Source organism: Candidatus Reidiella endopervernicosa (assembly GCF_013343005.1).
GTDB lineage: Bacteria > Pseudomonadota > Gammaproteobacteria.
In genome coordinates this window covers 1,124,377-1,145,000 of record NZ_CP054491.1, presented here as the reverse complement: position 1 = coordinate 1,145,000, position 20,624 = coordinate 1,124,377, and the positions used below count along the sequence as shown (strand labels likewise).

Below are 20,624 nucleotides of genomic sequence, written 5' to 3'. Positions count from 1 at the left end.
AACCAAATATAGATGGACATTCTGTTTAGCCGCACCCTCGAACTACTGGTCTACCCACCCGCCAGCAGTCTCGTTTTCATCATGCTCGGTGCAATTTTTCTACTGACGAAAAAAACCAGCCTCGCCATTCTCACCACCTCCTTCGCCGTGGTCACGCTCTACTTCGCCAGCATCCCCTTCACCACCGAGGTGATGTCCGACATGCTAGAGCGCACCCCTCCGGTCACGCCGGAGCTGATCGCAGAGAAACGTCCTCAGGCGATTGTTGTACTCGGCGGCGGTCGCTATTGGAACGCACCCGAGTATGGCGGCAACGATGTCTCCGGTGACGGTGGTCTGGAACGGGTGCGCTACGCCGCCTATCTTTATCGAAACACCAAACTACCCATCGCACTGATCGGTGGCGATGGACTCAAAACCGGCACCAGCGAAGCAGCGCTGATGCAGCACACGCTCGAACAGGAGTATATCGTTCCGGTACGCTGGACCGATGGACGCAGCCAACACACCTTCGACAACGCCCGCTACGCCCATGAGGTATTAACGGGCAGCGGCATTGAACGTATCCTGCTCGTCACCCACGCGCGCCACATGCCTCGCGCACAGAAGGCGTTCGAAGATACGGGTCTTATCGTTATTCCGGCACCCACTGCCTACTCAACACCCGGCCCTACACAGAGCGGGCTACGTGCCTGGTTACCTAACGCCAGAACGCTTACACAAAATAATGCGGGACTGCATGAGTTGCTGGGAATGGTCTGGTATCGGATCTTCCATTAGTAACAGGGCCGATCACTCTGACCGACGGGGAAGAGTGAAGCCGCACTCGAATAAGCGTTAAACAGATCAAGGCGACAACGCAGAGATGTACCCTGTCCTGAACAGCCAAGCCGACGACCAAGCACAGTGAAAAACACTCGATTTTAGGCACTCTAAACAGATGCTCTCTTACTTGGCTATAGGGATTTTGTTCGGGGTGACCGCAGGATTCTCTCCGGGGCCCCTCTTGACCCTGGTGATCTCTGAAACCCTTGAGCACGGAGTCGGCGCAGGTATCCGCGTGGCACTTGCTCCGATCATTACCGACATTCCGATCATCGCCATCACGCTTCTTGTTTTTACCCAGCTATCCGATTTCGACACCATTCTCGGCACCATCTCACTACTGGGTGGCTGCTATGTTCTATACATCGGATACGAAAGCATCAGCGCCAAAGCGCACAATAACCGGCCGACCGAAGAGAGGCCCAAATCATTAACCAGAGGTGTTCTGGCTAACGCACTGAGTCCACACCCCTATCTGTTCTGGTTCAGCGTCGGCGCGCCGACGACCGCAAAAGCCATGAGCATCAACACGATCGCCCCACTGCTCTTTATCGGCGGTTTCTACCTTCTTCTCATCGGCTCAAAAGTTGGTTTGGCACTCATTGTCGGTAGATCAAAAACCTTCTTGAATGATAGAACCTACGGCTACACGATGAAGCTACTTGGCCTGGCACTTGTGGCATTTTCATTTGTGCTATTTGCCGATGGGCTCAAGCTGCTCCACCTTTTGGGTTCTTAAAACCGCCATTTGTCATCACGACTGCGACTAACGGCAGCGATCAACCCTTCATTGCCTCTCAGGGTTTTCCAACTAGACTCCTCTCTAACAACAGACAAACACAGCACACCAACGTCAAGGAACACACCATGCCGCAATACGTGATCACCTACCTCGGTGGCGACCAGCCGGCCACCCCAGAAGAGGGCAAGCAGCACTTCGCAAAATATATGGAGTGGTTGAATTCGCTAGGCGTGGCAGCAATCAGCCCCGCCAATCCACTCAAGGAGACCTCGGTCGTTGCACCCGATGGTTCGGTTACGCGTGGAAGCTTAACGACGATGTCAGGCTTTACCATCATTCAAACCGACTCGATGGCATCCGCGCTGTCGATCGCAAAACGGTGTCCCTTTCTTGAGGTGAATGGCTCACTTGAGGTTTCGGAGCTAGTTGAGATGCCCATAAACCAATAACCCACCTAACCTCTTTTTGTAGTCAAACAACTCGGCTCTTACATACACCTCAATCTCGCGATCAGGCGGCGGGGCCCCTCACCCCCCACGTCACTGCGTATCAAACAAACTCGATATCACTACCTACCAGCCAGCCACCTCATGACATTTGCTGCCAATGCAAACAATTCTCACTGTTGATTGATCTGCATCAATGTCCTCCCAGACCCTATACCCCATAAGTGAAGGGGTTTTTACTTTAGAGGGAGCTGAAGTATATGGGCCGGTCGTTTTGCCCACCGAGTAGCTATCCAAACCTTAAATGATGCACGGAGTCACTAGTATGAACGGAACACTCAAATCCCTGATCCTGTTTCTCTCATCCCTGCTTGTCAGCGTCAGCGCCCTTGCCGCTTCCGATGCGGCCTTCCCCGACGGCTGGGATAGCTGGCCAATTCACCACAGCGGTCAAATTCTCGGTAAAGACACCGCGATCCCTGCCGACCTGCCACCCATCGTGCAGGAGACAATGAAGACCTATAACTGGGTCGGTGACGGTAAGGGAACCGCCTACAACGTACGCATTAACCCCAGCCAGAAGGCGGGTGCCTATGCCGATGCGCCTACCGCTGTACTAGAGCTAATCGATATCAAAGTATTACTGGTGACCGAGCATCTACTGGGTGAACCGCAGTATGGTGCCTACACTATGGATAAGCAGGAGATCAGCGGTGCACACCCATCGCTGGCACCCGCCACCTGCACCAGTTGCCACTCGGGCTACGGTGAGGCCTGCATTACCGGCGTCTGCAACAAGTAACCAGTGCATCGCCGTTCATGGTGGCCAGGCGCTCTGGCTACCGTGAACCTTGCACCTTTGTATTAAGTACATGCAGGAGGCCCGACTGATGGCCAACCTAACCTTCCCCTCTTTGTCGATTCGTCAGGTAGTGACGGGTGGACCTATTGTTCTTCTACTGGTGACCAGCCTGGTACTCGGCTTTGCCCGTTACCAGAATGACTACGATACCGCCGTTGAACACTCACTGGAGCTATCACGTGTCGGGCTCCAGCCCATTCTTAATCTGATGAAGGCCTCCGTCGGTGGCGGCAACTACGCCAACGTTCAGGACAAGGAGGCGCTGAGCCTCTACCAGGCCGATGAGTCGCTGATGCTGTTTGTTGTAGAGGGCAAGACCGACCAGAACGGCGAAGCGTTTGGCATCAGCTACGACAGCGGTCAGAGTGCGATCCTACGCACCGCCTACCCAGATAACTATGAGGCGGGTTTGGTAAAGAAGGTCGACTCAGCCCGTAACAAACTCAAACAGATGGCAGCCGACCACCCGAAGCGCGGGCGCATCGAGAAACTCGCCAATCGTTTTAAGGGCGATCTAGAACAGTACCAGCGTGGACAGCAACAGCTCAGCGACGTGATGAGCAACTACCGACGTCCTGACGAGAGTCAGTTCACCTCCGGCTACTATCTCGATCCTAAGAGTTGGCGCCTGCATATGCTACTCGATACCGGCAACGAGGGTGGCGGCACCATCTGGGTGGTTAAAGATGCCTCACACATCGGCGGTCTATGGAAAGCCATTCTGGTAAACGTTGCACCGCTGAGCATCGGCGCACTGCTGATCGCCGCCTTTCTTGCCTGGCTGCTCGCACGGCGCATCCACAGAGCGATCAACGCCATTAAGGCAACCATTGTCGATGTTGAACAGAGCTCAGACCTGACCCAGCAGATCGTCCACCAGAATAGCGATGAGTTAGGCGAAATCGCCGACACCTTCAACAACCTGCTGGTGAAATTCCGCTCCGGCATCAGCGGCGTTGCAACCGCAACCAGTACGCTCTCCGGGGCTGCGGAGGAGATGTCGATGGTCGCCGCCGAAACCAATCAGGGGTTGGTCCGTCAGAAGTCCGATACCGAGGAAGTGGCCCACTCAATCAGCATCATGACCTCCACCATCGGTGAGATTGCCAGCCACGCCGCCGACGCCTCCGACGCCACCCAGCGCACCGACGACGAGGCGCGCCAGGGACAACAGGTCGTCAGCGAGACCATCAACTCCATAGACAGACTGGCCACCGAGATTGGAACCGCCTCGGAGGTCATCACTCGCCTCGGCAAACGCAGCGAGGAGATCGGTGCGGTGCTTGATGTGATCAAGGGCATCGCCGAACAGACCAACCTGCTGGCACTCAACGCCGCCATTGAGGCGGCCCGTGCCGGTGAACAGGGGCGTGGTTTTGCCGTGGTCGCCGACGAGGTCAGAACCTTGGCAAGCCGAACCCAATCCTCGGCAGAGGAGATCAACGGCATGATCGAAAGCCTGCAGGTCAACGCCAAGGAGGCAGTGACTGTAATGGAGAACGGACGAGAACAGGTACAGCAGAGCGTCGATCAGGCCGCCCATGCGGGTGAAGCACTACAGAGCATCACCACCATGGTCGATACCATTCGCGAGATGAATGAGCGCATCGCCTCCGCCGCCACCCAACAGAGCGAGACCTCCGAAGAGGTCAGCCGAACCATCAGCGCCATCAGCCATGAGGTAGAACAGACCGTCGATCGCGCCAACACCACCGCCATCAGCAGTGACAATCTGGCACAGCTCGCCGATGAGATGCAGAGACTGGTGGGGCAGTTTAAGATTTAATATCAACACGCACCTTCACCAGATACCGTTGAGTCAGCACGGATAGCCAGACTCAACGGACCGAAACAAAAACGAACCTGTTGAGCACACCATCAGCCACACCAGCACGGTCGTAACCACCCTATTTGGCTTCGATAGCCGTTTTGTTTAATCTCTTCTAAACGATCTAAAGCACCAACATAGCGATCAGCCCCATCAGGCTTACGCCGTCACACAACAGGAAGAAGAGTTGCAGGATGCAAACGCACAACAAACACCCCCTACAAACAACAGATCACAGCACCAAAGTGAGAACTTTTGGCGTCATGTTGAAATATGAGCCGTCCACATATTCAACTATTAGAGTAAAACATGACACCAGAGATGATAAATGGAGCTTTTGCTATCGGTGGTGCTGTTATCGGTGCCGTACTCTCTGCTGCCCTTGCGTATGCAATACATAATCGAACGAAAGAAAAGAAAGAATTATCAGTAGTCCTCTCGAAACCCAAGCAATTGATTGATGTTCATGATTCGATCAAGGATTCAATTAATCCGGGGAGTCGCTATTTTGCGAAAGTTTGTTTTGGGCATCAAGCCCAAGCAAACAGCAAAACTTAACGCGACCGTTTATGCCTACGGCGCCCCGACCGTCCTGCGTACGTTGCGTAATCACCTCTTCGCGGCTCTACACAACTCCCTCAGTGACTCTACGCCGACATAAAGCCGCTGCTGCATCTTCTTCGTCGTCCGCTCGCGCTCTCAACTACGAATAGGCAGACGGCGTCGACTATCGGGGACTAACCGCCCTCACTTCGCTCTCCATGGCGGTCAGCGATCGAAGTAATGGGAAGAAAAGTCGATACAGCAAGTCATCTTGAATACTACATCGCAAATACAGGTAATAGCGTAATAAATGACGTCAATATTGTTGTTGATACAGAAGGTGACACAGAAATATTTGGAAACGTACCCGCATCAAATTTCAAAGATGTAATTTCAGAAGACACATCGGGGAGTCGCTATTTTTGCGGAAGCATGTTTTGGGCATCAAGCCCAAGCAAGCGGCAAATACTTAACGCGACCGTTTATGCCTACGGCGCCCCGACGTCCTGCGTTCGTTGCGTAATCACCTCTTCGCGGCTCTACACAACTCCCTCACTGACTCTACGCCGACATAAAGCCGCTGCTGCATCTTCTTCGTCGTTCGCTCGCGCTCTCAACTACGAATAGGCAGACGGCGTCGACTATCGGGGACTAACCGCCTTCGCTTCGCTATCCATGGCGGTCAGCGTTAGTTTCTTGGGAAGACGATGGGGCCTTTAGTCTAACCACAAAGTTTCTCAACCCCGGAGATGAGCTCCATGGCTATATTCTGTTAGCCAATATACCTTCAGATATTCATGTCCGATATAGACAAGCCGGTGTTCAGCTAAAGGTCACAAGAATCATGAATCAGAGAGAAGAGATGTGTTTGCAGATCTTATTTACGAGTTTGCTAGCCGTAACTTTATTTTAGATTCGTATTTAAAGCTGGCTATTCCGGCATACCGTGAGCAAAGGCGAAAAGATGAACTCTAACAATCACATCAAGTTTGTTCCCTGCGGTCACCGGACCTCGCTACCGATCGGCCGCTTATGTAAATAAGTGGGGTCAGATGAAACTTAGTTCTTGATACGAGCTACTTCACAGACCTAAATTATCTGACCGAGGTGCCCAACATTGCGTAAGAGCAAGGATTTAGTTTCATCTGAGGCTCCCCCGGTTTAACGGATGAATTAATTAAGAGGCACACTTTGCCTCGTATTCTGCAGGACTTACATACCCCAAGTACGAGTGACGCCTGCGTCTGTTATAAAAGACTTCGATGTATTCAAACAGACTCTGCTTTGCTTCCTGTTTGGTTTTGTAATCTTCGTAATCTACCAGTTCGGTCTTAAGTGTACCGAAGAAACTTTCCGCCACCGCATTATCCAGGCATTCACCTTTACGGCTCATGCTGCAGCGTAATGAGCTCTCTTTCAACAGCCTCTGGTAGTCACCTGAAGTATAGGTTCTGCCCTGGTCTGAGTGCACAACTACAGACTCTACTCGGCCTCTTCGCCAGATAGCCATCGTGAGTGCGTCCTTCACCAGTAGAGTGTTATTATGGTTGCTCATAGCCCAGCCAATGACATGCCTTGAATAGAGATCAATGATGACGGCCAGATAAAGCCACCCTTGCCGCGTCGGTATGAAGGTGGTGTCAGAGACCCAGGCTTTATCAGGTCTTTCCACATCAAACTCTCGCTTAAGCAGATCTGGCGCGGGCTGCATCGTGTTCTTTGAGTTAGTCGTTATGACAAACTTTCTAGCCATCTTAGATGCAATGTCATTTGCCCTCATCAGTCTGGCCACACGATTAACACCAACACGTTCGCCCATCTCTTGCAGATCTTTATGGATGCGAGGCGATCCATAGATCTGCCGACTTGCTGTGAAACAGCTTTATTTTAGCGGTGAGCTGGCGATCCTCAATGGAGCGCTTGCTTTCAGGTCGGTTGCACCATGAATAGTAGCCATTCACTGATACATCAAGCGCATGACAGAGCCGTATAATTCGATGCTTTGTGCTGAGCGATTGAATAAAGGCGTACTTCACTGAGATCCCTCGCAAAGTACGCGGCGGCTTTTTTTAGGATTTCAAGCTCCTCTTTCAGCCGTTCATTCTCTTGGCGAAGGGTGGTGACTTCGCTTTGATCCTGTTTCTTTGGCCTTCCTGGACCTTCAAAGGCTTTGTTTCCTTTGTTGGATAACTGCTCTTTCCATTTGTAGAGTTGATTACGCCGAATACCAAGCTCCATAGCGATATCAGTGGCTGGTCTATCAGACTCATCCATCAGGCGAACCGCTTCTAATTTGAACTCTTTGGTGTAGGTCTTATATGGCTTGCGTTTTCTAGTCATTTGGATACTCCTATGGCGACATTGTCGCTTATTAAAAGTACCCGTTAAACTGGGGGAGGTTCAATCTGACCCCACTTACTTCGTACTTGGCAATACGATATCTTATGGAAAAGGTGCAGACCCTGAATTAGGTATAGCATATGCAATGAGTCATAGCAGATGGGGATTTAATGCAAACTTAGGCTATCATGGGGAGGCTCACACATACCAACAGCAAGTTTTTGGGATATTCTATTTACCCGCTTATATGGTAAGCGGAGGATTTATTGGACCTGATGGATGGATGCACAGAAACGGTAATTACTTTGAGAATTCCGCGCAGGATTATGGTGTAAATCCAGAGCCTCTCGCGTGGTTTTAAGCCAATGATAAGATATTTATCATCATTAATAATATTAACGATTACTGGTTGCTACGACCCAACAAATGGACCATTAGTGATAAACGATTTCGGTGAAGATATTGCAATCCATGTCGAAACCATTAATTCCCTACGTTTATCTATAAAATAAAAAGACAAAGGAGCACAATTAGGCTTAAAAATAACAGCCATTCACTTGTAACACTGACAATCAAACACTCATTCGGGAGTCGCTATTTTGCGAAAGTTTGTTTTGGGCATCCAAGCCCAAGCAAGCGGCAAATACTTAACGCGACCGTTTATGCCTACGGCGCCCCGACGTCCTGCGTTCGTTGCGTAATCACCTCTTCGCGGCTCTACACAACTCCCTCAGTGACTCTACGCCGACATAAAGCCGCTGCTGCATCTTCTTCGTCGTCCGCTCGCGCTCTCAACTACGAATATGCAGACGGCGTCGACTATCGCGGACTAACCGCCTTCGCTTCGCTATCCATGGCGGTCAGCGCAGGAGAGATTATCTTATCAAAAACACGATTCAACAGCTTAGCAAACAACAAATGAACTATAATCAAACCACTGTTTGGTGTATTTCTCCAAATCGGTTCGCTCTATATTATTTAAACCCTACCAACCCTATCACGTGCAACAAACCAGATACTCAGGCAATCATCTCATACGACATCCAAATGGGATCAAGGATCAAGGATCAAGGGGTCAGATTGAACCTCCCCAGTTTAACGGGTACTTTTAATAAGCGACAATGTCGCCATAGGAGTATCAAATGACTAGAAAACGCAAGCCATATAAGACCTACACCAAAGAGTTCAAATTAGAAGCGGTTCGCCTGATGGATGAGTCTGATAGACCAGCCACTGATATCGCTATGGAGCTTGGTATTCGGCGTAATCAACTCTACAAATGGAAAGAGCAGTTATCCAACAAAGGAAACAAAGCCTTTGAAGGTCCGGGAAGGCCAAAGAAGCAGGATCAAAGCGAAGTCACCACCCTTCGCCAAGAGAATGAACGGCTGAAAGAGGAGCTTGAAATCCTAAAAAGCCGCCGCGTACTTTGCGAGGATCTCAAGTGAAGTACGCCTTTATTCAATCGCTCAGCACAAAGCATCGAATTATACGGCTCTGTCATGCGCTTGATGTATCAGTGAATGGCTACTATTCATGGTGCAACCGACCTGAAAGCAAGCGCTCCATTGAGGATCGCCAGCTCACCGCTAAAATAAAGCTGTTTCACAAGGCAAGTCGGCAGATCTATGGATCGCCTCGCATCCATAAAGATCTGCAAGAGATGGAGAACGTGTTGGTGTTAATCGTGGGCCAGACTGATGAGGGCAAATGACATTGCCTCTAAGATGGCTAGAAAGTTTGTCATAACGACTAACTCAAAGAACACGATGCAGCCCGCGCCAGATCTGCTTAAGCGAGAGTTTGATGTGGAAAGACCTGATAAAGCCTGGGTCTCTGACACCACCTTCATACCGACGCGGCAAGGGTGGCTTTATCTGGCCGTCATCATTGATCTCTATTCAAGGCATGTCATTGGCTGGGCTATGAGCAACCATAACAACACTCTACTGGTGAAGGACGCACTCACGATGGCTATCTGGCGAAGAGGCCGAGTAGAGTCAGTAGTTGTGCACTCAGACCAGGGCAGAACCTATGCTTCAGGTGACTACCAGAGGCTGTTGAAAGAGAGCTCATTACGCTGCAGCATGAGCCGTAAAGGTGAATGCCTGGATAATGCGGTGGCGGAAAGTTTCTTCGGTACACTTAAGACCGAACTGGTAGATTACGAAGATTACAAAACCAAACAGGAAGCAAAGCAGAGTCTGTTTGAATACATCGAAGTCTTTTATAACAGACGCAGGCGTCACTCGTACTTGGGGTATGTAAGTCCTGCAGAATACGAGGCAAAGTGTGCCTCTTAATTAATTCATCCGTTAAACTGGGGGAGCCTCAAAATCGGGGAAAACCAATATCAAGGGCACGGCCCAGCCGAACAAACACATGCTGGCTGGCAACCGGCAGGTTGGTACCGTTCTCCAAGTGCAAAGCCAAAGAACGGGCCTTACTACTTCGTTTTCAAGCTAGGAAGCCATCCTTCAACTGTCGTCATTTTTCCCACCCACGTATTTGCCAGGTGGTATTTTGATAGTAATGACAAGCTCGTCAGTGTTGAGGTCATCAAAGAGATCGATGGAATATAAAAGCCATATAACCATCAGGGCTATCCGACCAAAAAACTGACGCTTTTTGTCGGCTAACCCTGAACGTTATCAATCACAGAACACGGTTTTGACCTTTCCCCCTCTACATCACCGAGCATCGGAGCGATTTCAGGGTTGAGTGAGCAGCTGTCTGAGCGTAGCGAGTTTCTGCTCACGCCTGAAATCGTGAGAAGCGGAGAGCACCCGAAGGGTGATGTGGCGGGGTGATGGTTTTGGGTACTTTTGCCGAATCAAAAGCACCACGCCGCGCGGGTGCGCGAACCCGCATCTAAATAACGTCGCGTAAGCGACACAATCAAAAGGGGTAGCAAGGACTACCGGTGTAATAACACTAAAAACCGTAACGCGCTCACCCTATCCAACCGGCAACCGCTCCATCAAATAACACAAACAATCCTGCCGAATAATCTTCGTATCCAACGTTAACATCGCTGGCATTACCGGGTTGCGTGTTTTCAGTAGCCTGCCCTCGACACTGAAAAAATCAGCCTCGACACAGCGCCCCTCCTCATCCTCCACCGCAAGCGGGATCTGGTGACCGTCGAGCGGCAGTTTGGCGATCTCAGTACCGGCGGGGAGTTCACGAAAGTTGAGATGGTCGAGGTCGGGGACGAAGCAGAGCTCGGCATCATCACAGCCAAAACCGAAGTGGACCGAGTCGGGCACCTTGACGGTGGCGACGGTGTGGAAGAGATCGATGTCGCGTTCGGCGACGGGGTGGTCGGGGAACTCCGAGAGGTGTAGCAGTGCATCGAGATACTCGGCGGCGTGCTGCTCACCGCGGCGCTGACCGACACGGCCGCATTCCAGCGTTACCGAGGGGCAGATATCGGCGAAGGCCATCGACTGCACCCCGGTGGGGCGAATGAAGTAGACCACGGTGCGACCGAACAGAGTCGCCATGTGCATAAACTTATTCTCGAGCTTGTTGATACAGGCGTAGTGCGGGTTAAGTCCGGTGTTGTTGTGCACATCGACGCTGGCGAAGAGGTTGCGTGCACGCATGATCTCCACCACCTCGGCAACAATCTCGCTCTCGGCTGAGGGCGGCTCATCTCCGCCGGGCCAGACGCGGTTGTAGTCGGGCTGACCATCGAGGCGGCGCATACCGTGGCGCGCCGCTTCGATGTTGCCGAAGAAGATCGAGAGACTTCGCGGCAGGTTACGCCCCTGGTAGTCGCGCAGCAGGTGCTGTATCGCCTCCAGCCCGGTGGTCTCATTGCCATGCAGCAGCACCGAGACGAAGAGTGGCTCTTTACGCTCGCCCTGCAGATGGATGATGGTCGGCTCGGATAGCAGGGTGTGGAGTTCGGTCGCCGCGACGTCGAGAATTCCGTCGGGCAGTGTGTCGAGTTGCTGCAGCATCTTCAGTCTATTCTCTACTAACGTTACAGCGACCAGTCGTGGACCGGCTCACCGCTTTTTTGATGTTCCAGATAGGCGAGGGTCAGCGCCTGCATGTCTCGGCCGTTTTTGGCGACATACTCACGCTGCCAGACGGCACCGTTTTGGCCGCTACGCATACGCGCCTCGATGATCTCCATGTAGGTGTCGATATCGTACTGATCGAGACCGAGCCGCTCCAGCCCCTTCCAGGCGAGCGGCACAAGCTGATCGCGCAACAGCGCATGGATGCCGACCCGCTTGCCGTCGATCCAGTTCACATGGGCGTGCAGACCTAGGCGTGACGCCTCATAGAAATTATCTCTCGCAGTGGCAAATTCGATCTGACTCTCTGGTGCCTGTTCCGCCTCCACCAGCTCTGTAATCAGACCGAAGAAGAGTGCGGCGTTGGCGATTGAGTCGACCACGGTTGGGCCACTCGGCACGACTCGGTGTTCGATGCGCAGATGGGGTTTACCATCGATGAAGCCGATCAGCGGACGGTTCCATCGCCAGATGGTGCCGTTATGCAGGCGCATATGCCGCAGCTCCTCCGGCTCACTCTGATAGTCGATCGGTAGCATGATCGGGAAGTGTTCGACATTCTCCTCAAAACACTCAAACAGAGATTTGCGCGCATAGCCCATACCAAATCCGACCCGGCGCATTGGGCCGTGAGCCGCACCGGCAAACCCACCCACATCGACCGCCTGTTCAAACAGCGGTATGCGGGTCTCATCCCAAAGGTCGCGCCCAAACAGATAGGGGGAGTTCGCGCTCGCGGCGACCATCGGTGCTGAGGCGATGATTGCGGCGTTGTAGTAACGCACGGCCAGATCCTCAGGCACCTGCATATGGATCTGGAACGAGGTGGCCGCCGACTCGAGCATCACATCCTGATGCACCACCTCTAGATGTTCACGACCGCTGATATCGAGTCGCAGCGGCTCGCCATTACGCATGCGTAGCACCTGCTGGTTAAGCGCATGGTAGCGACGCAGGTCAGACATATTCTGCAGTGACAGGTCGCTGTCACGGATACTTGGCAGAATGCCGGTCATCACCAGCTCGCTGTCTAGCCCCTCGGCCACATCGGAGTAGTGCTCCCACTGGGTCTGCAGCTCCTTGTGCATCAATGCCAGGGCGTCGTGACTGAGACGGTGTGGCTCCGTGTTGAGTTCTACATTGAAGCGCGCCAGCTCCGGCATCACCAGGGTCTCATCAAGGCGCTCCATGAAACGATCGTTGTTGGGTAGTGGTCGCCCACTGCTGTCGACCAGACACGCTTCCAACTCGAAACCGCCAACATTGATGTCGGTTGAAAAGCGCCACTCTTCGAACCAGCCACGAAGAAGATTGGTCTCCTCTCGCAGCAACTTTTCGAAGCGATGAAAATCGCGCTTCTCAAATTGACTCTCTACAATCTCCTGCCCCATCGTGCGCCCTCTTCTTATTCGGCTATCGCACTCAACTCATCATCGAGCTGCGAGAGCCGCTGTGGTGTTCCGATATCGAGCCATCTCCCCTCATAGTACTCCCCACTGACCCGCTCTGCTGCCATCGCTTCACGGAGCAGCGGTGCCAGTGGAAAGGCGCCGCCCTGACAGCTCGCAAACAGATCGGGATGGTAGATACCGATGCCACTAAAGGTGAATCGCTCACCATCACCATCGGTGACACGATTAGCGCTCAGCAGAAAATCGCCATTGGTATTGTGATCAGGATTATCGACCAGCACCAGATGGGCCAGGCCATCGAGCTGCTGCGGCAGACGCTGCAGCGGATAGTCGCTCCAGACATCACCATTGATTACCAGAAAGGGATCGCTACCGAACTGCGGCAACGCCTTGTAGATACCGCCACCCGTTTCAAGTGCGGTGGCTTCGTGAGAGTAGCTGATCTGCAGCCCATAGTGCTCGCCACTACCCAGCACTGCCTCGATCTGTTCACCCAAGTGGGCGTGATTGATCACCACCTCGACAATGCCCGCCGCTGAGAGTGCCTCCAGATGATACTCAATCAACCGCTTGCCACCCACCCGTAGCAGCGGTTTTGGGGTGTGGTCGGTGAGCGGTCGCATCCGCTCTCCGCGCCCCGCTGCCAGAATCATCGCCTTCATTTTGTAACCATTTTCACCTACAAATCAGATATCGGTTCAGTGTTACGTTTCAACCGACAAGATGCAACGCCCATCCGCCGCACATAGCTTTATCAAGCTGTGAACTGCCGCACAGCCAAAATCGTCTAACTGACATAGGCTTTAGGCGTGAAGATGAAGAGTTAGGTGTACCAAAGATGAAACTACCGGAGAAAATCGCCAACTATCTCCAGCTGCTGAACATCGGCTACGCCGCCATTGTGCATCCTCGTACCGGCAGCCTCGAACAGATCGCCAGCCACACCGGCATCGGTCTTGAGCGATTGGCTCGCGCTGCTATTTTCGAAGATAGTCACGGCCTGCTGATGGCGGTACTGCCCGCCTCTCGTCAGGTCGATATCAATGCCCTGCGGAGCGAGATGGGGCGACCGGAACTGGAACCGGCCAAACGCGAAACCATTATGGCACTGCTCTCTGACTGTGCAGAGGGTGCCATTCCTCCCATTGCTGCCGCCTACGCCATCGACGCTATTGTCGATAACCGCTTTGAGTCGTGTGATGAGATCTACGTCATCTCCGGCAATAACGAATCACTACTGCGACTCAGCAACAGCGACGTCTACCTGCTGCATACCGGCAGCTGGCACGGTGATATCTCGATGTTGGGAAAACCGATCAGCCGTGGCGTGACCAGAGAGCTGGTGATTCCGGAGAAAATAGCCGGCACCCTGACCGACGCTGACCGCCATGGATAGCGAAGCGAAGGCGGTTAGTCCGCGATAGTCGACGCCGTCTGCATATTCGTAGTTGAGAGCGCGAGCGGACGACGAAGAAGATGCAGCAGCGGCTTATGTCGGCGTAGAGTCACTGAGGGAGTTGTGTAGAGCCGCGAAGAGGTGATTACGCAACGAACGCAGGACGTCGGGGCGCCGTAGGCATAAACGGTCGCGTTAAGTTTTTGCTGTTTGCTTGGGCTTGGATGCCCAAAACAAACTTTCGCAAAATAGCGACTCCCCGAGGGGATTGCTGCCAATCGAGGAGATCCGCCGCCAGATACGGGCGGTCAAACACCTACCGACCATGCCCGATGCAGCGATGCAACTGCTGCGCCTGCGCAACGATCCCCACGCCACCGTGACCCACCTCAGTGAGATCGTTGAATCGGACCCCTCGCTGGCGGCGCAGATAGTCCGCTACGCTGGCTCTGCGATGTTTAACTACCGTGGCAAGATCGAATCGATACACGACGCCATCGCACGGGTACTGGGGTTCGAAAACACCCTTAACATCGCCCTTGGTCTTGCTGCCGGGCGCGCCTTCCACAACCCTGCCCAGGGACCACTGGGACTCAACGCCTTCTGGCACCACGCGGTCTACTCGGCCGCCCTCAGCCAATCGCTCGCATCACTGCTGCCTAAACAGATGGGAGTTAAACCGGGTCTCGCCTACCTTGCCGGTCTGCTACACAACTTCGGTTTTCTGCTCACCGGCCACCTGTTCCGCAAGGAGTTCACCATTCTCGATTAGCTGGTCGAGGCCAATCCAGAGCTGCCGGTCACGCTGATTGAGAAGCGCGCCCTGGGGGTCGATCACACCATCATGGGTAACTGGCTGATGCGCAGCTGGCGGATGCCCGAGGAGATCAACACCACTGTGCGCGAGCATCACAACTCGGCCTACTGTGGTGAATATGCACCCTACGCCAACCTGGTCTTCATCGCCGATCAACTTCTCGGTGCCCAGGGGTTCGGTGACGGCGTACGCGACACCCTGCCACAATCGCTGCTCACCGCACTCGGTCTCGAGCAGAGCCAGCTTGATGACGCACTCGAACGACTCAACAGCTCTGAGGCAGGCCTCAATAGCATCATCCAGCAGCTGGCTGCCTAGAGCCGCTCCTCAAGCCAACCCCACTTCCACCACGCTTTCTTGATCATATTAGTTGGTTAAAGCTAGGATATGTTCCAGATCGGCGCTGTGATGCGCCTCAAATTTCAGCGTCTCGTCAGCAACGTGACGGTTAATCAGGAGTAGAACGATGAGTAGTAGTGATAACGAACAGGTTGAGCTGAGCAGCGGTATCGCCGCCTTTGAAGGCAAGCACTTTGCCAGTGCCATGCAGCTCCTCTCACCGCTGGCTGAGGGTGGCAACACCGAGGCGCAGTATCGCGTCGCGGTAATGCAGCAGAACGGCCTGCTCGGCGCTCCCAACGCGCAAGAGGCCTACAAGTGGATGAGCGCCGCCGCCGAGAAGGGCCATGCGATGGCTCAGCATGGCCTCGGCTTCATGTATATGGAGGGCGAGTGCGCTGAAAAGGATAGCGCCAAGGCGATCGAGTGGTTCCAGAAGGCGGCCGATCAGGGGCTGGTCGGCTCACTCACCACGCTAGGCATGATGTACCAGGAGGGTAACGGCGTGCCGCAGGATGAGGATAAGGCGAAGGCCTACTACAAGCTGGCCGGCTTCGACATGTAGCTCCAGCTCACTGCATCACCCAGAAAAAAGGGCTGCAGATGCAGCCCTTTTTCTTAGTGCCGATGACGCTATGTTAGTTACTGGGTGCCGGTGCAGGCGGTGCGACAGGAACGGCATAGCGAGGGTAACCGTACCCGCCGGGATACCCGCCACCCCACGGGCCACCATAGCCATAGCCGGGATATCCACCCCACGGGCCGCCGCCATAATAACCAGGCCCACCTCCCCATGGACCGCCGCCCCATGGACCACCACCGTTATTCCACGGTGCATCCCAGGTGTCGAAGGGTCCCCAGAAGGCGTTGGCTGACTGCATAGGTAGTGCCATTGCCCCCACGATTGCGGCAGCTGCCGCGACTTTAATCAGTTTCTTCATGGTCGTTCCTCCCTGTTTTTTATCATTTCGATTCGATAGCTAAACGTATTGGTTTGTCCCTTTTTTGGGACTCAAATCTAAATGTAATAAAAATCTGGGCAACGTCAATAGTAGACAACGCTAATATTACTTAGACCACTTCCAGAATTGTGACCATCGTCATACAACCACGCTCGTCACTACGCATTGGCTTACCAATTTTCACCCAGAATTTCGAAATAGGATTGAGGGTGGAGGCAGGCGGGGCAGACGCTGGGGGCCTCCTCGGCCTCATGCAGATAGCCACAGTTTCGACAGCGCCAGACAATCTTGCCCTCGCGTTTGAAGACCCGTCCCGCTTCGAGATTATCGGCCAGATCCTTGTAGCGCTTACCGTGCTGCTTCTCCGCAATTGAGATCGCCTCAAAGGCCATCGCTACCGCCTCGAATCCCTCTTCACGCGCCACCTTGGCAAAGCCGGGATACATCTCGGTCCACTCGTGTTCCTCGCCCGCCGCTGCCGCACGCAGATTCTCCAGCGTGGAACCGATCTTACCTGCTGGAAAGGTCTCGGTGATCTCGAGATCGCCCCCTTCAAGAAACTTGAAGAAACGCTTTGCGTGCTCCTTCTCCTGCGCCGCCGTCTCTTCGAAGATTTCAGCAATCTGAATCAATCCCTCCTTGCGCGCCGCTCCAGCGAAGAAGTTATAACGATTTCGCGCCTGTGACTCACCGGCAAACGACTTCAGTAGATTCTTCTCGGTCTGCGTCCCCTTGATACTCTTCGCCATGCTCAACACCCCACTATTGATGAAATCCATTCTGAGAACCGACTGCCCGGCGTGCTGTCAGATGGAGCCGGGAAATCACTCTCCATGATGCGTATCATAGGCACATCTCCAGCTACGGGTGAACACCCCGGCCGACCCAGACAACCAAGGAGCACTGCATGATCTCTGTGACAAGAACGGTATTGATGTTATTGACCCTCGCCGCCGCACCGCTGCTGCACGCCGGTGGTGAGATCGATGATCGGGTGATTCACTACCAGGTCGAGGAGGAGTTCGACTACGTTAAAGAGAACATCGCGATGGCGATCACCGATCGCGGCATGATAGTCAGCGGCACCCTCCACGTCAGCGCCATGATGCAGCGTACCGGCGCCGATCTCGGCTTCACCGATCAGGTCTACCAGATCGCCGAGTCACTCGAATTCTGCAGCACCATGATGTCGCACCGCATGACCCGCGCCCATCCAGCCAACATCACCGTCTGCCCCTTTACCGTTTCGATCTATGTTGAGGCCGACAAACCCGAGACCGTCAATATCGCCTTCCGCCGTCCAAACCTGCTCGGCAACCAGCCCGAGGTTGAAGAGGCCGTATTCAATATGCTTAATGAGATTGCGCGGGCGGGACTCGAATGACCACAGCACGGACCCTCACCAATATCTACTACGGCGTCGCCACACTGCTGGCGACGCTCCACTTTATGCTCTATTGGGCTGCCAACCATATGGACAAGGATGCGCAGTTCATACTAGGTGTCGGTTATCAGCTGAGCATCAAGGCGAGCCTGATCGCTGCGCTGGCCGGCATCATGCTGGTTCTCAGCACCCGCAAAGCGGGGGTATGGTGAGAAATCTGGTGCTCGCGACAGTGTTGGCATCGTTCGGCATTCTCGACTTCATGCTGCGCTTCCTGCTACAGCCGTAGCTTCCGCTTTCGGCACTAGACCGACCGCCAACTAGTCAGCATCCACCTTCTCACCGAGTAGACGGTAGAAGTCGTCAGTCGGCATGGGACGATAGAAGTAGAATCCTGGAACGCGCTGCAACCCCGCTCTTTGAGAAAGGCGAGTTGTGTCTCATCCTCGACCCCTTCGGCAATCAGGTGAAAACCGAGGTGGCCTGCAATGGCGATAATGGTTTAACGATCGCTGCATCATCACTATCTACGGCGATATCACGAACAAAGGATTGATCGATCTTCAACTCATCGAGCGGTATCGCCTTCAGGTAACTAAGCGATGAGTAGCCGGTACCAAAATCGTCGATCGAGAAACGCACACCCAGACGGCGTAGCGCCTTCATCTTTTCAACCGTCTCATTGATATCGTGCACCAGCGACTGTTCGGTCAGCTCTAGCACGACACGGCTCGGCTCAATTCCACTGACCTCTATCACCTCCTGAACCGAGGGACAAAGTCGTGCTGATAGAACTGTCTGGCACAGACATTCACCGAGATGGTCTGGATATTTCTGGTCAAACCCGCACGGGTCGCCTCAACAAATTTTGTACAGGCGTTCTGCAGTACCCACAGACCGATCGGCACGATCAGCCCCGAATCATCGGCAACGGGAATAAACTCAGCGGGCGAGATAAAACCACGTTCGGGGTGCACCCACCTGAGCATCGCCTCGGCACCGATGATGGTTGCCGTCTCATCAACCTGCGGTTGCAGATAGAGATGCAACCTTTGCGCTGCAGCGCATAACGCAGATCACGCTCCAGAGCGAGACGGTTATCGGCCATGTCCTGCATTATCGGCTCATAGAAACGCAGCGTATTGCGACCCGCCGCCTTGGCCTGGTACATCGCCGTATCGGCATGCTTTAGCAGATCATCGCTCGAATCATCACTACCCGAGAAGGCAGCGATACCGATGCTGGGTGTCAGATGGAATTCGTGATCATGCAGCAGGTAGGGACGCGAAATCTCCGCCTGAATCTTCACCCCGATCTGCATCGCCTGGCTGGCCACCTCATTCTCCTCGTTTGAGAGTGAAATCAGCAGCACGACAAATTCATCGCCACCGAGTCGCGATACCGTACCCCCCTCTCGGATAACGCCACGCATACGCTCGGCCACCTGTTTGAGCAGTGCGTCCCCCACACTATGGCCGAGCGAGTCGTTGAGGTGTTTGAAGTTGTCGAGATCGACAAAGAGCAGCGCGCCGTAGATATTTTCACGACCGGTACGCGAGAGCTCGAGATTGAGTCGATCCGCCAGCAGGCGACGATTGGGCAGAGAGGTGAGCGAATCATGGTAGGCCTGGTACTCAATCACCTCCTCGCTAAGGCGACGACTGATTCCCATACTGACCACGGTGGCGATGCGTTGCAGGAACCGCTCCTCCTCGATCCTGTGCGGGTGACCGTGCTCGAGATAGAGCGCCATCACCCCCAGCACCTCGTGCTGACTCGAGAGCAGCGGTACCTGGTAGTGTCCGTGCGGCTCCATCCCCTCGAGATGGATCGAGTGCGCCTCATCCACGGTGGCGCTGTGCACCACCCGCTTATATTCCGCAGCCCGACCGCAGAGGCAGCTACCGAAGGGGACCTCAGCGCAGCGTGAGCGCAGCGTGAGCGCAGCTCGAGACTGACATTACGCCCCGCCACAAACTCCAACACCTCTTCATCCGGCTTCTGAGGAACACCACACCCTTGGTCTGCAGCTTCAGCCAGGTGGCCGATTCGAACAGTGCCAGCAATATACTATTGAGATAGGTGTGCATATCCTGCTCATTGAGCGAGAGCTCAAGTAATCGACTGATCACCTGCTCTTCACCCACCAGACGCGTCATGTGATCACGACTCTGGGTAATCTCCACCTCATGACGTTTCTGCATTGTGATATCGCGCACCACCGCAATAATCGAGGCACCTTGAGATGACTCATCTTCAAGGCGTCGCAGACCACCTCCGCATCGAAGGTCGAACCATCCTTGCGTCTCACCAGCCACTCGAAATCCTGTGGCACACCGTTGAGCGCCTTCATCATATACTCACCGGCCTGCGCATTGGTATAGCCATCGGCCGAGAAATCCTCGACCTCGAGTTTCAGCAGCTCCTCTCGCGTATAGCCGTAGTTATCGACCACCATCTGATTCACATCGATCAGAGAGCCATCGACTGCATGCAAAAGATCATGTCGGGGGTCGCGTTGTAGAGTGCACTGAGGTGGTTGAGCAGGTCGCGCAGCTGCTGCTCCTCCTGCTTCTGCAGCGTCACATCTCGCGCCACCGCAATAATGACCGGCCGCCCCACCCCTGCTGCAGCGCACCAAGGCGGACATCGACTGGAAACTCACTGCCATCTTTACAGCGGTGTCGGGTACTCAGG

The 20,624-nt window shown here is 53.9% G+C and carries 25 protein-coding genes and 3 pseudogenes; 15 read left to right on the top strand and 13 right to left on the bottom strand.

Features of this window, described 5'->3' with window-relative positions; translation table 11 throughout:
* Positions 1 to 12: 12 nt before the first annotated feature.
* The 7 genes from HUE57_RS06505 to HUE57_RS06475 all read left to right on the top strand — a co-directional run bounded on the left by HUE57_RS06505 (position 13) and on the right by HUE57_RS06475 (position 5,873).
* On the top strand, positions 13 to 780 hold the full coding sequence (locus HUE57_RS06505) for a YdcF family protein (protein WP_078483872.1): 768 nt from the start codon (positions 13 to 15) through the stop codon (positions 778 to 780).
* Positions 781 to 940: 160 nt separating this feature from the next.
* A complete protein-coding gene (locus HUE57_RS06500) occupies positions 941 to 1,564 on the top strand; it encodes a LysE family translocator (protein WP_078483871.1) in 624 nt (207 codons plus the stop codon).
* A gap of 128 nt (positions 1,565 to 1,692) precedes the next feature.
* On the top strand, positions 1,693 to 2,016 hold the full coding sequence (locus HUE57_RS06495; protein WP_078483870.1) for a YciI family protein: 324 nt from the start codon (positions 1,693 to 1,695) through the stop codon (positions 2,014 to 2,016).
* 322 nt (positions 2,017 to 2,338) lie between these two features.
* The gene (locus HUE57_RS06490; RefSeq protein ID WP_135622239.1) at positions 2,339 to 2,815 is read left to right on the top strand and encodes a hypothetical protein; all 477 of its coding nucleotides are present in this window, start codon (positions 2,339 to 2,341) and stop codon (positions 2,813 to 2,815) included.
* An 88-nt stretch (positions 2,816 to 2,903) separates the two neighbouring features.
* Positions 2,904 to 4,661 carry a methyl-accepting chemotaxis protein gene (locus HUE57_RS06485; protein ID WP_172840285.1) on the top strand — a complete coding sequence of 586 codons (1,758 nt, stop codon included), beginning with the start codon at positions 2,904 to 2,906 and terminating at the stop codon, positions 4,659 to 4,661.
* Between the two features lie 560 nt (positions 4,662 to 5,221).
* The gene (locus HUE57_RS06480; RefSeq protein WP_174672926.1) at positions 5,222 to 5,416 is read left to right on the top strand and encodes a hypothetical protein; all 195 of its coding nucleotides are present in this window, start codon (positions 5,222 to 5,224) and stop codon (positions 5,414 to 5,416) included.
* A gap of 262 nt (positions 5,417 to 5,678) precedes the next feature.
* Entirely contained in the window at positions 5,679 to 5,873 is a 195-nt protein-coding gene (locus HUE57_RS06475; protein ID WP_174672925.1) for a hypothetical protein, read from the top strand.
* A gap of 550 nt (positions 5,874 to 6,423) precedes the next feature.
* On the opposite strand, the pseudogene HUE57_RS06470 reads toward HUE57_RS06475, so the two are convergent.
* Together HUE57_RS06470 and HUE57_RS06465 are read right to left on the bottom strand one after the other, a co-directional pair.
* A pseudogene (locus tag HUE57_RS06470) lies at positions 6,424 to 7,113 on the bottom strand (IS3 family transposase); the annotation flags it as partial.
* 101 nt (positions 7,114 to 7,214) lie between these two features.
* A complete protein-coding gene (locus tag HUE57_RS06465) occupies positions 7,215 to 7,586 on the bottom strand; it encodes a transposase (RefSeq protein WP_174672924.1) in 372 nt (123 codons plus the stop codon).
* Between the two features lie 733 nt (positions 7,587 to 8,319).
* Here HUE57_RS06465 and HUE57_RS06460 point away from each other — a divergent pair.
* The 3 genes from HUE57_RS06460 (at position 8,320) to HUE57_RS06450 (ending at position 9,889) form a co-directional block, all read left to right on the top strand.
* Complete coding sequence (locus tag HUE57_RS06460; RefSeq protein ID WP_174672923.1) at positions 8,320 to 8,508, top strand: hypothetical protein; 189 nt, start codon at positions 8,320 to 8,322, stop codon at positions 8,506 to 8,508.
* A 220-nt stretch (positions 8,509 to 8,728) separates the two neighbouring features.
* On the top strand, positions 8,729 to 9,034 hold the full coding sequence (locus HUE57_RS06455; protein WP_174672922.1) for a transposase: 306 nt from the start codon (positions 8,729 to 8,731) through the stop codon (positions 9,032 to 9,034).
* A gap of 252 nt (positions 9,035 to 9,286) precedes the next feature.
* Positions 9,287 to 9,889, top strand: a complete 603-nt coding sequence (locus HUE57_RS06450) for an IS3 family transposase (RefSeq protein ID WP_272902023.1) — start codon at positions 9,287 to 9,289, stop codon at positions 9,887 to 9,889.
* Positions 9,890 to 10,543: 654 nt separating this feature from the next.
* Here HUE57_RS06450 and HUE57_RS06445 read toward each other — a convergent pair.
* Genes HUE57_RS06445 through murU form a run of 3 tightly spaced genes read right to left on the bottom strand, consistent with a single transcriptional unit; the run spans position 10,544 to position 13,691 of the window.
* Complete coding sequence (locus HUE57_RS06445) at positions 10,544 to 11,554, bottom strand: M14 family metallopeptidase (protein WP_078483848.1); 1,011 nt, start codon at positions 11,552 to 11,554, stop codon at positions 10,544 to 10,546.
* A gap of 23 nt (positions 11,555 to 11,577) precedes the next feature.
* The gene (locus tag HUE57_RS06440; RefSeq protein WP_078483849.1) at positions 11,578 to 13,008 is read right to left on the bottom strand and encodes a glutamate-cysteine ligase family protein; all 1,431 of its coding nucleotides are present in this window, start codon (positions 13,006 to 13,008) and stop codon (positions 11,578 to 11,580) included.
* Positions 13,009 to 13,022: 14 nt separating this feature from the next.
* Positions 13,023 to 13,691 (bottom strand): N-acetylmuramate alpha-1-phosphate uridylyltransferase MurU, encoded by a 669-nt coding sequence (gene murU, locus HUE57_RS06435; RefSeq protein ID WP_078483850.1) that lies wholly within the window; start codon positions 13,689 to 13,691, stop codon positions 13,023 to 13,025.
* 176 nt (positions 13,692 to 13,867) lie between these two features.
* On the opposite strand from murU, the gene HUE57_RS06430 reads away from it, so the two are divergent.
* A complete protein-coding gene (locus tag HUE57_RS06430; protein ID WP_174672920.1) occupies positions 13,868 to 14,425 on the top strand; it encodes a YbaK/EbsC family protein in 558 nt (185 codons plus the stop codon).
* 14 nt (positions 14,426 to 14,439) lie between these two features.
* On the opposite strand, the gene HUE57_RS06425 is transcribed toward HUE57_RS06430, so the two are convergent.
* Entirely contained in the window at positions 14,440 to 14,703 is a 264-nt protein-coding gene (locus tag HUE57_RS06425; protein WP_174672919.1) for a hypothetical protein, read from the bottom strand.
* Positions 14,704 to 14,750: 47 nt separating this feature from the next.
* Here HUE57_RS06425 and HUE57_RS19020 point away from each other — a divergent pair.
* Both HUE57_RS19020 and HUE57_RS06410 read left to right on the top strand, forming a co-directional pair.
* Positions 14,751 to 15,560: pseudogene (locus HUE57_RS19020) on the top strand (HDOD domain-containing protein).
* 148 nt (positions 15,561 to 15,708) lie between these two features.
* Positions 15,709 to 16,146 (top strand): tetratricopeptide repeat protein, encoded by a 438-nt coding sequence (locus tag HUE57_RS06410; protein WP_078483853.1) that lies wholly within the window; start codon positions 15,709 to 15,711, stop codon positions 16,144 to 16,146.
* A gap of 73 nt (positions 16,147 to 16,219) precedes the next feature.
* Here the strand turns inward: HUE57_RS06410 and HUE57_RS06405 are convergent, their stop codons facing one another.
* Positions 16,220 to 16,522, bottom strand: a complete 303-nt coding sequence (locus HUE57_RS06405) for a hypothetical protein (RefSeq protein WP_078483854.1) — start codon at positions 16,520 to 16,522, stop codon at positions 16,220 to 16,222.
* A 191-nt stretch (positions 16,523 to 16,713) separates the two neighbouring features.
* Positions 16,714 to 17,292 carry a rubrerythrin gene (rbr, locus tag HUE57_RS06400; RefSeq protein ID WP_078483865.1) on the bottom strand — a complete coding sequence of 193 codons (579 nt, stop codon included), beginning with the start codon at positions 17,290 to 17,292 and terminating at the stop codon, positions 16,714 to 16,716.
* A 158-nt stretch (positions 17,293 to 17,450) separates the two neighbouring features.
* Between rbr and HUE57_RS06395 the strand changes: the two genes are divergently transcribed.
* Entirely contained in the window at positions 17,451 to 17,927 is a 477-nt protein-coding gene (locus HUE57_RS06395; protein WP_135622233.1) for a hypothetical protein, read from the top strand.
* The gene (locus HUE57_RS06390; protein ID WP_174672917.1) at positions 17,924 to 18,139 is read left to right on the top strand and encodes a hypothetical protein; all 216 of its coding nucleotides are present in this window, start codon (positions 17,924 to 17,926) and stop codon (positions 18,137 to 18,139) included. The genes HUE57_RS06395 and HUE57_RS06390 overlap by 4 nt, the downstream gene beginning before the upstream one ends.
* A 250-nt stretch (positions 18,140 to 18,389) precedes the next feature.
* On the opposite strand, the pseudogene HUE57_RS19015 reads toward HUE57_RS06390, so the two are convergent.
* The 5 genes and pseudogenes from HUE57_RS19015 to HUE57_RS06360 form a co-directional block, all read right to left on the bottom strand.
* Positions 18,390 to 18,931: pseudogene (locus HUE57_RS19015) on the bottom strand (EAL domain-containing protein).
* Positions 18,838 to 19,863 (bottom strand): diguanylate cyclase domain-containing protein, encoded by a 1,026-nt coding sequence (locus tag HUE57_RS06375; RefSeq protein ID WP_338140939.1) that lies wholly within the window; start codon positions 19,861 to 19,863, stop codon positions 18,838 to 18,840. Before HUE57_RS06375 ends, HUE57_RS19015 begins: the two are co-directional and overlap by 94 nt.
* Positions 19,844 to 20,131: a hypothetical protein gene (locus tag HUE57_RS06370; RefSeq protein WP_174672914.1), complete on the bottom strand. Its 288-nt coding sequence runs from the start codon at positions 20,129 to 20,131 to the stop codon at positions 19,844 to 19,846. Before HUE57_RS06370 ends, HUE57_RS06375 begins: the two co-directional genes overlap by 20 nt.
* Positions 20,083 to 20,424, bottom strand: coding sequence for a PAS domain-containing protein (locus tag HUE57_RS06365; protein ID WP_174672913.1), 342 nt, complete (start codon positions 20,422 to 20,424; stop codon positions 20,083 to 20,085). Before HUE57_RS06365 ends, HUE57_RS06370 begins: the two co-directional genes overlap by 49 nt.
* Positions 20,400 to 20,549, bottom strand: coding sequence for a hypothetical protein (locus tag HUE57_RS06360; RefSeq protein ID WP_174672912.1), 150 nt, complete (start codon positions 20,547 to 20,549; stop codon positions 20,400 to 20,402). Before HUE57_RS06360 ends, HUE57_RS06365 begins: the two co-directional genes overlap by 25 nt.
* Between the last annotated feature and the right edge of the window lie 75 nt (positions 20,550 to 20,624).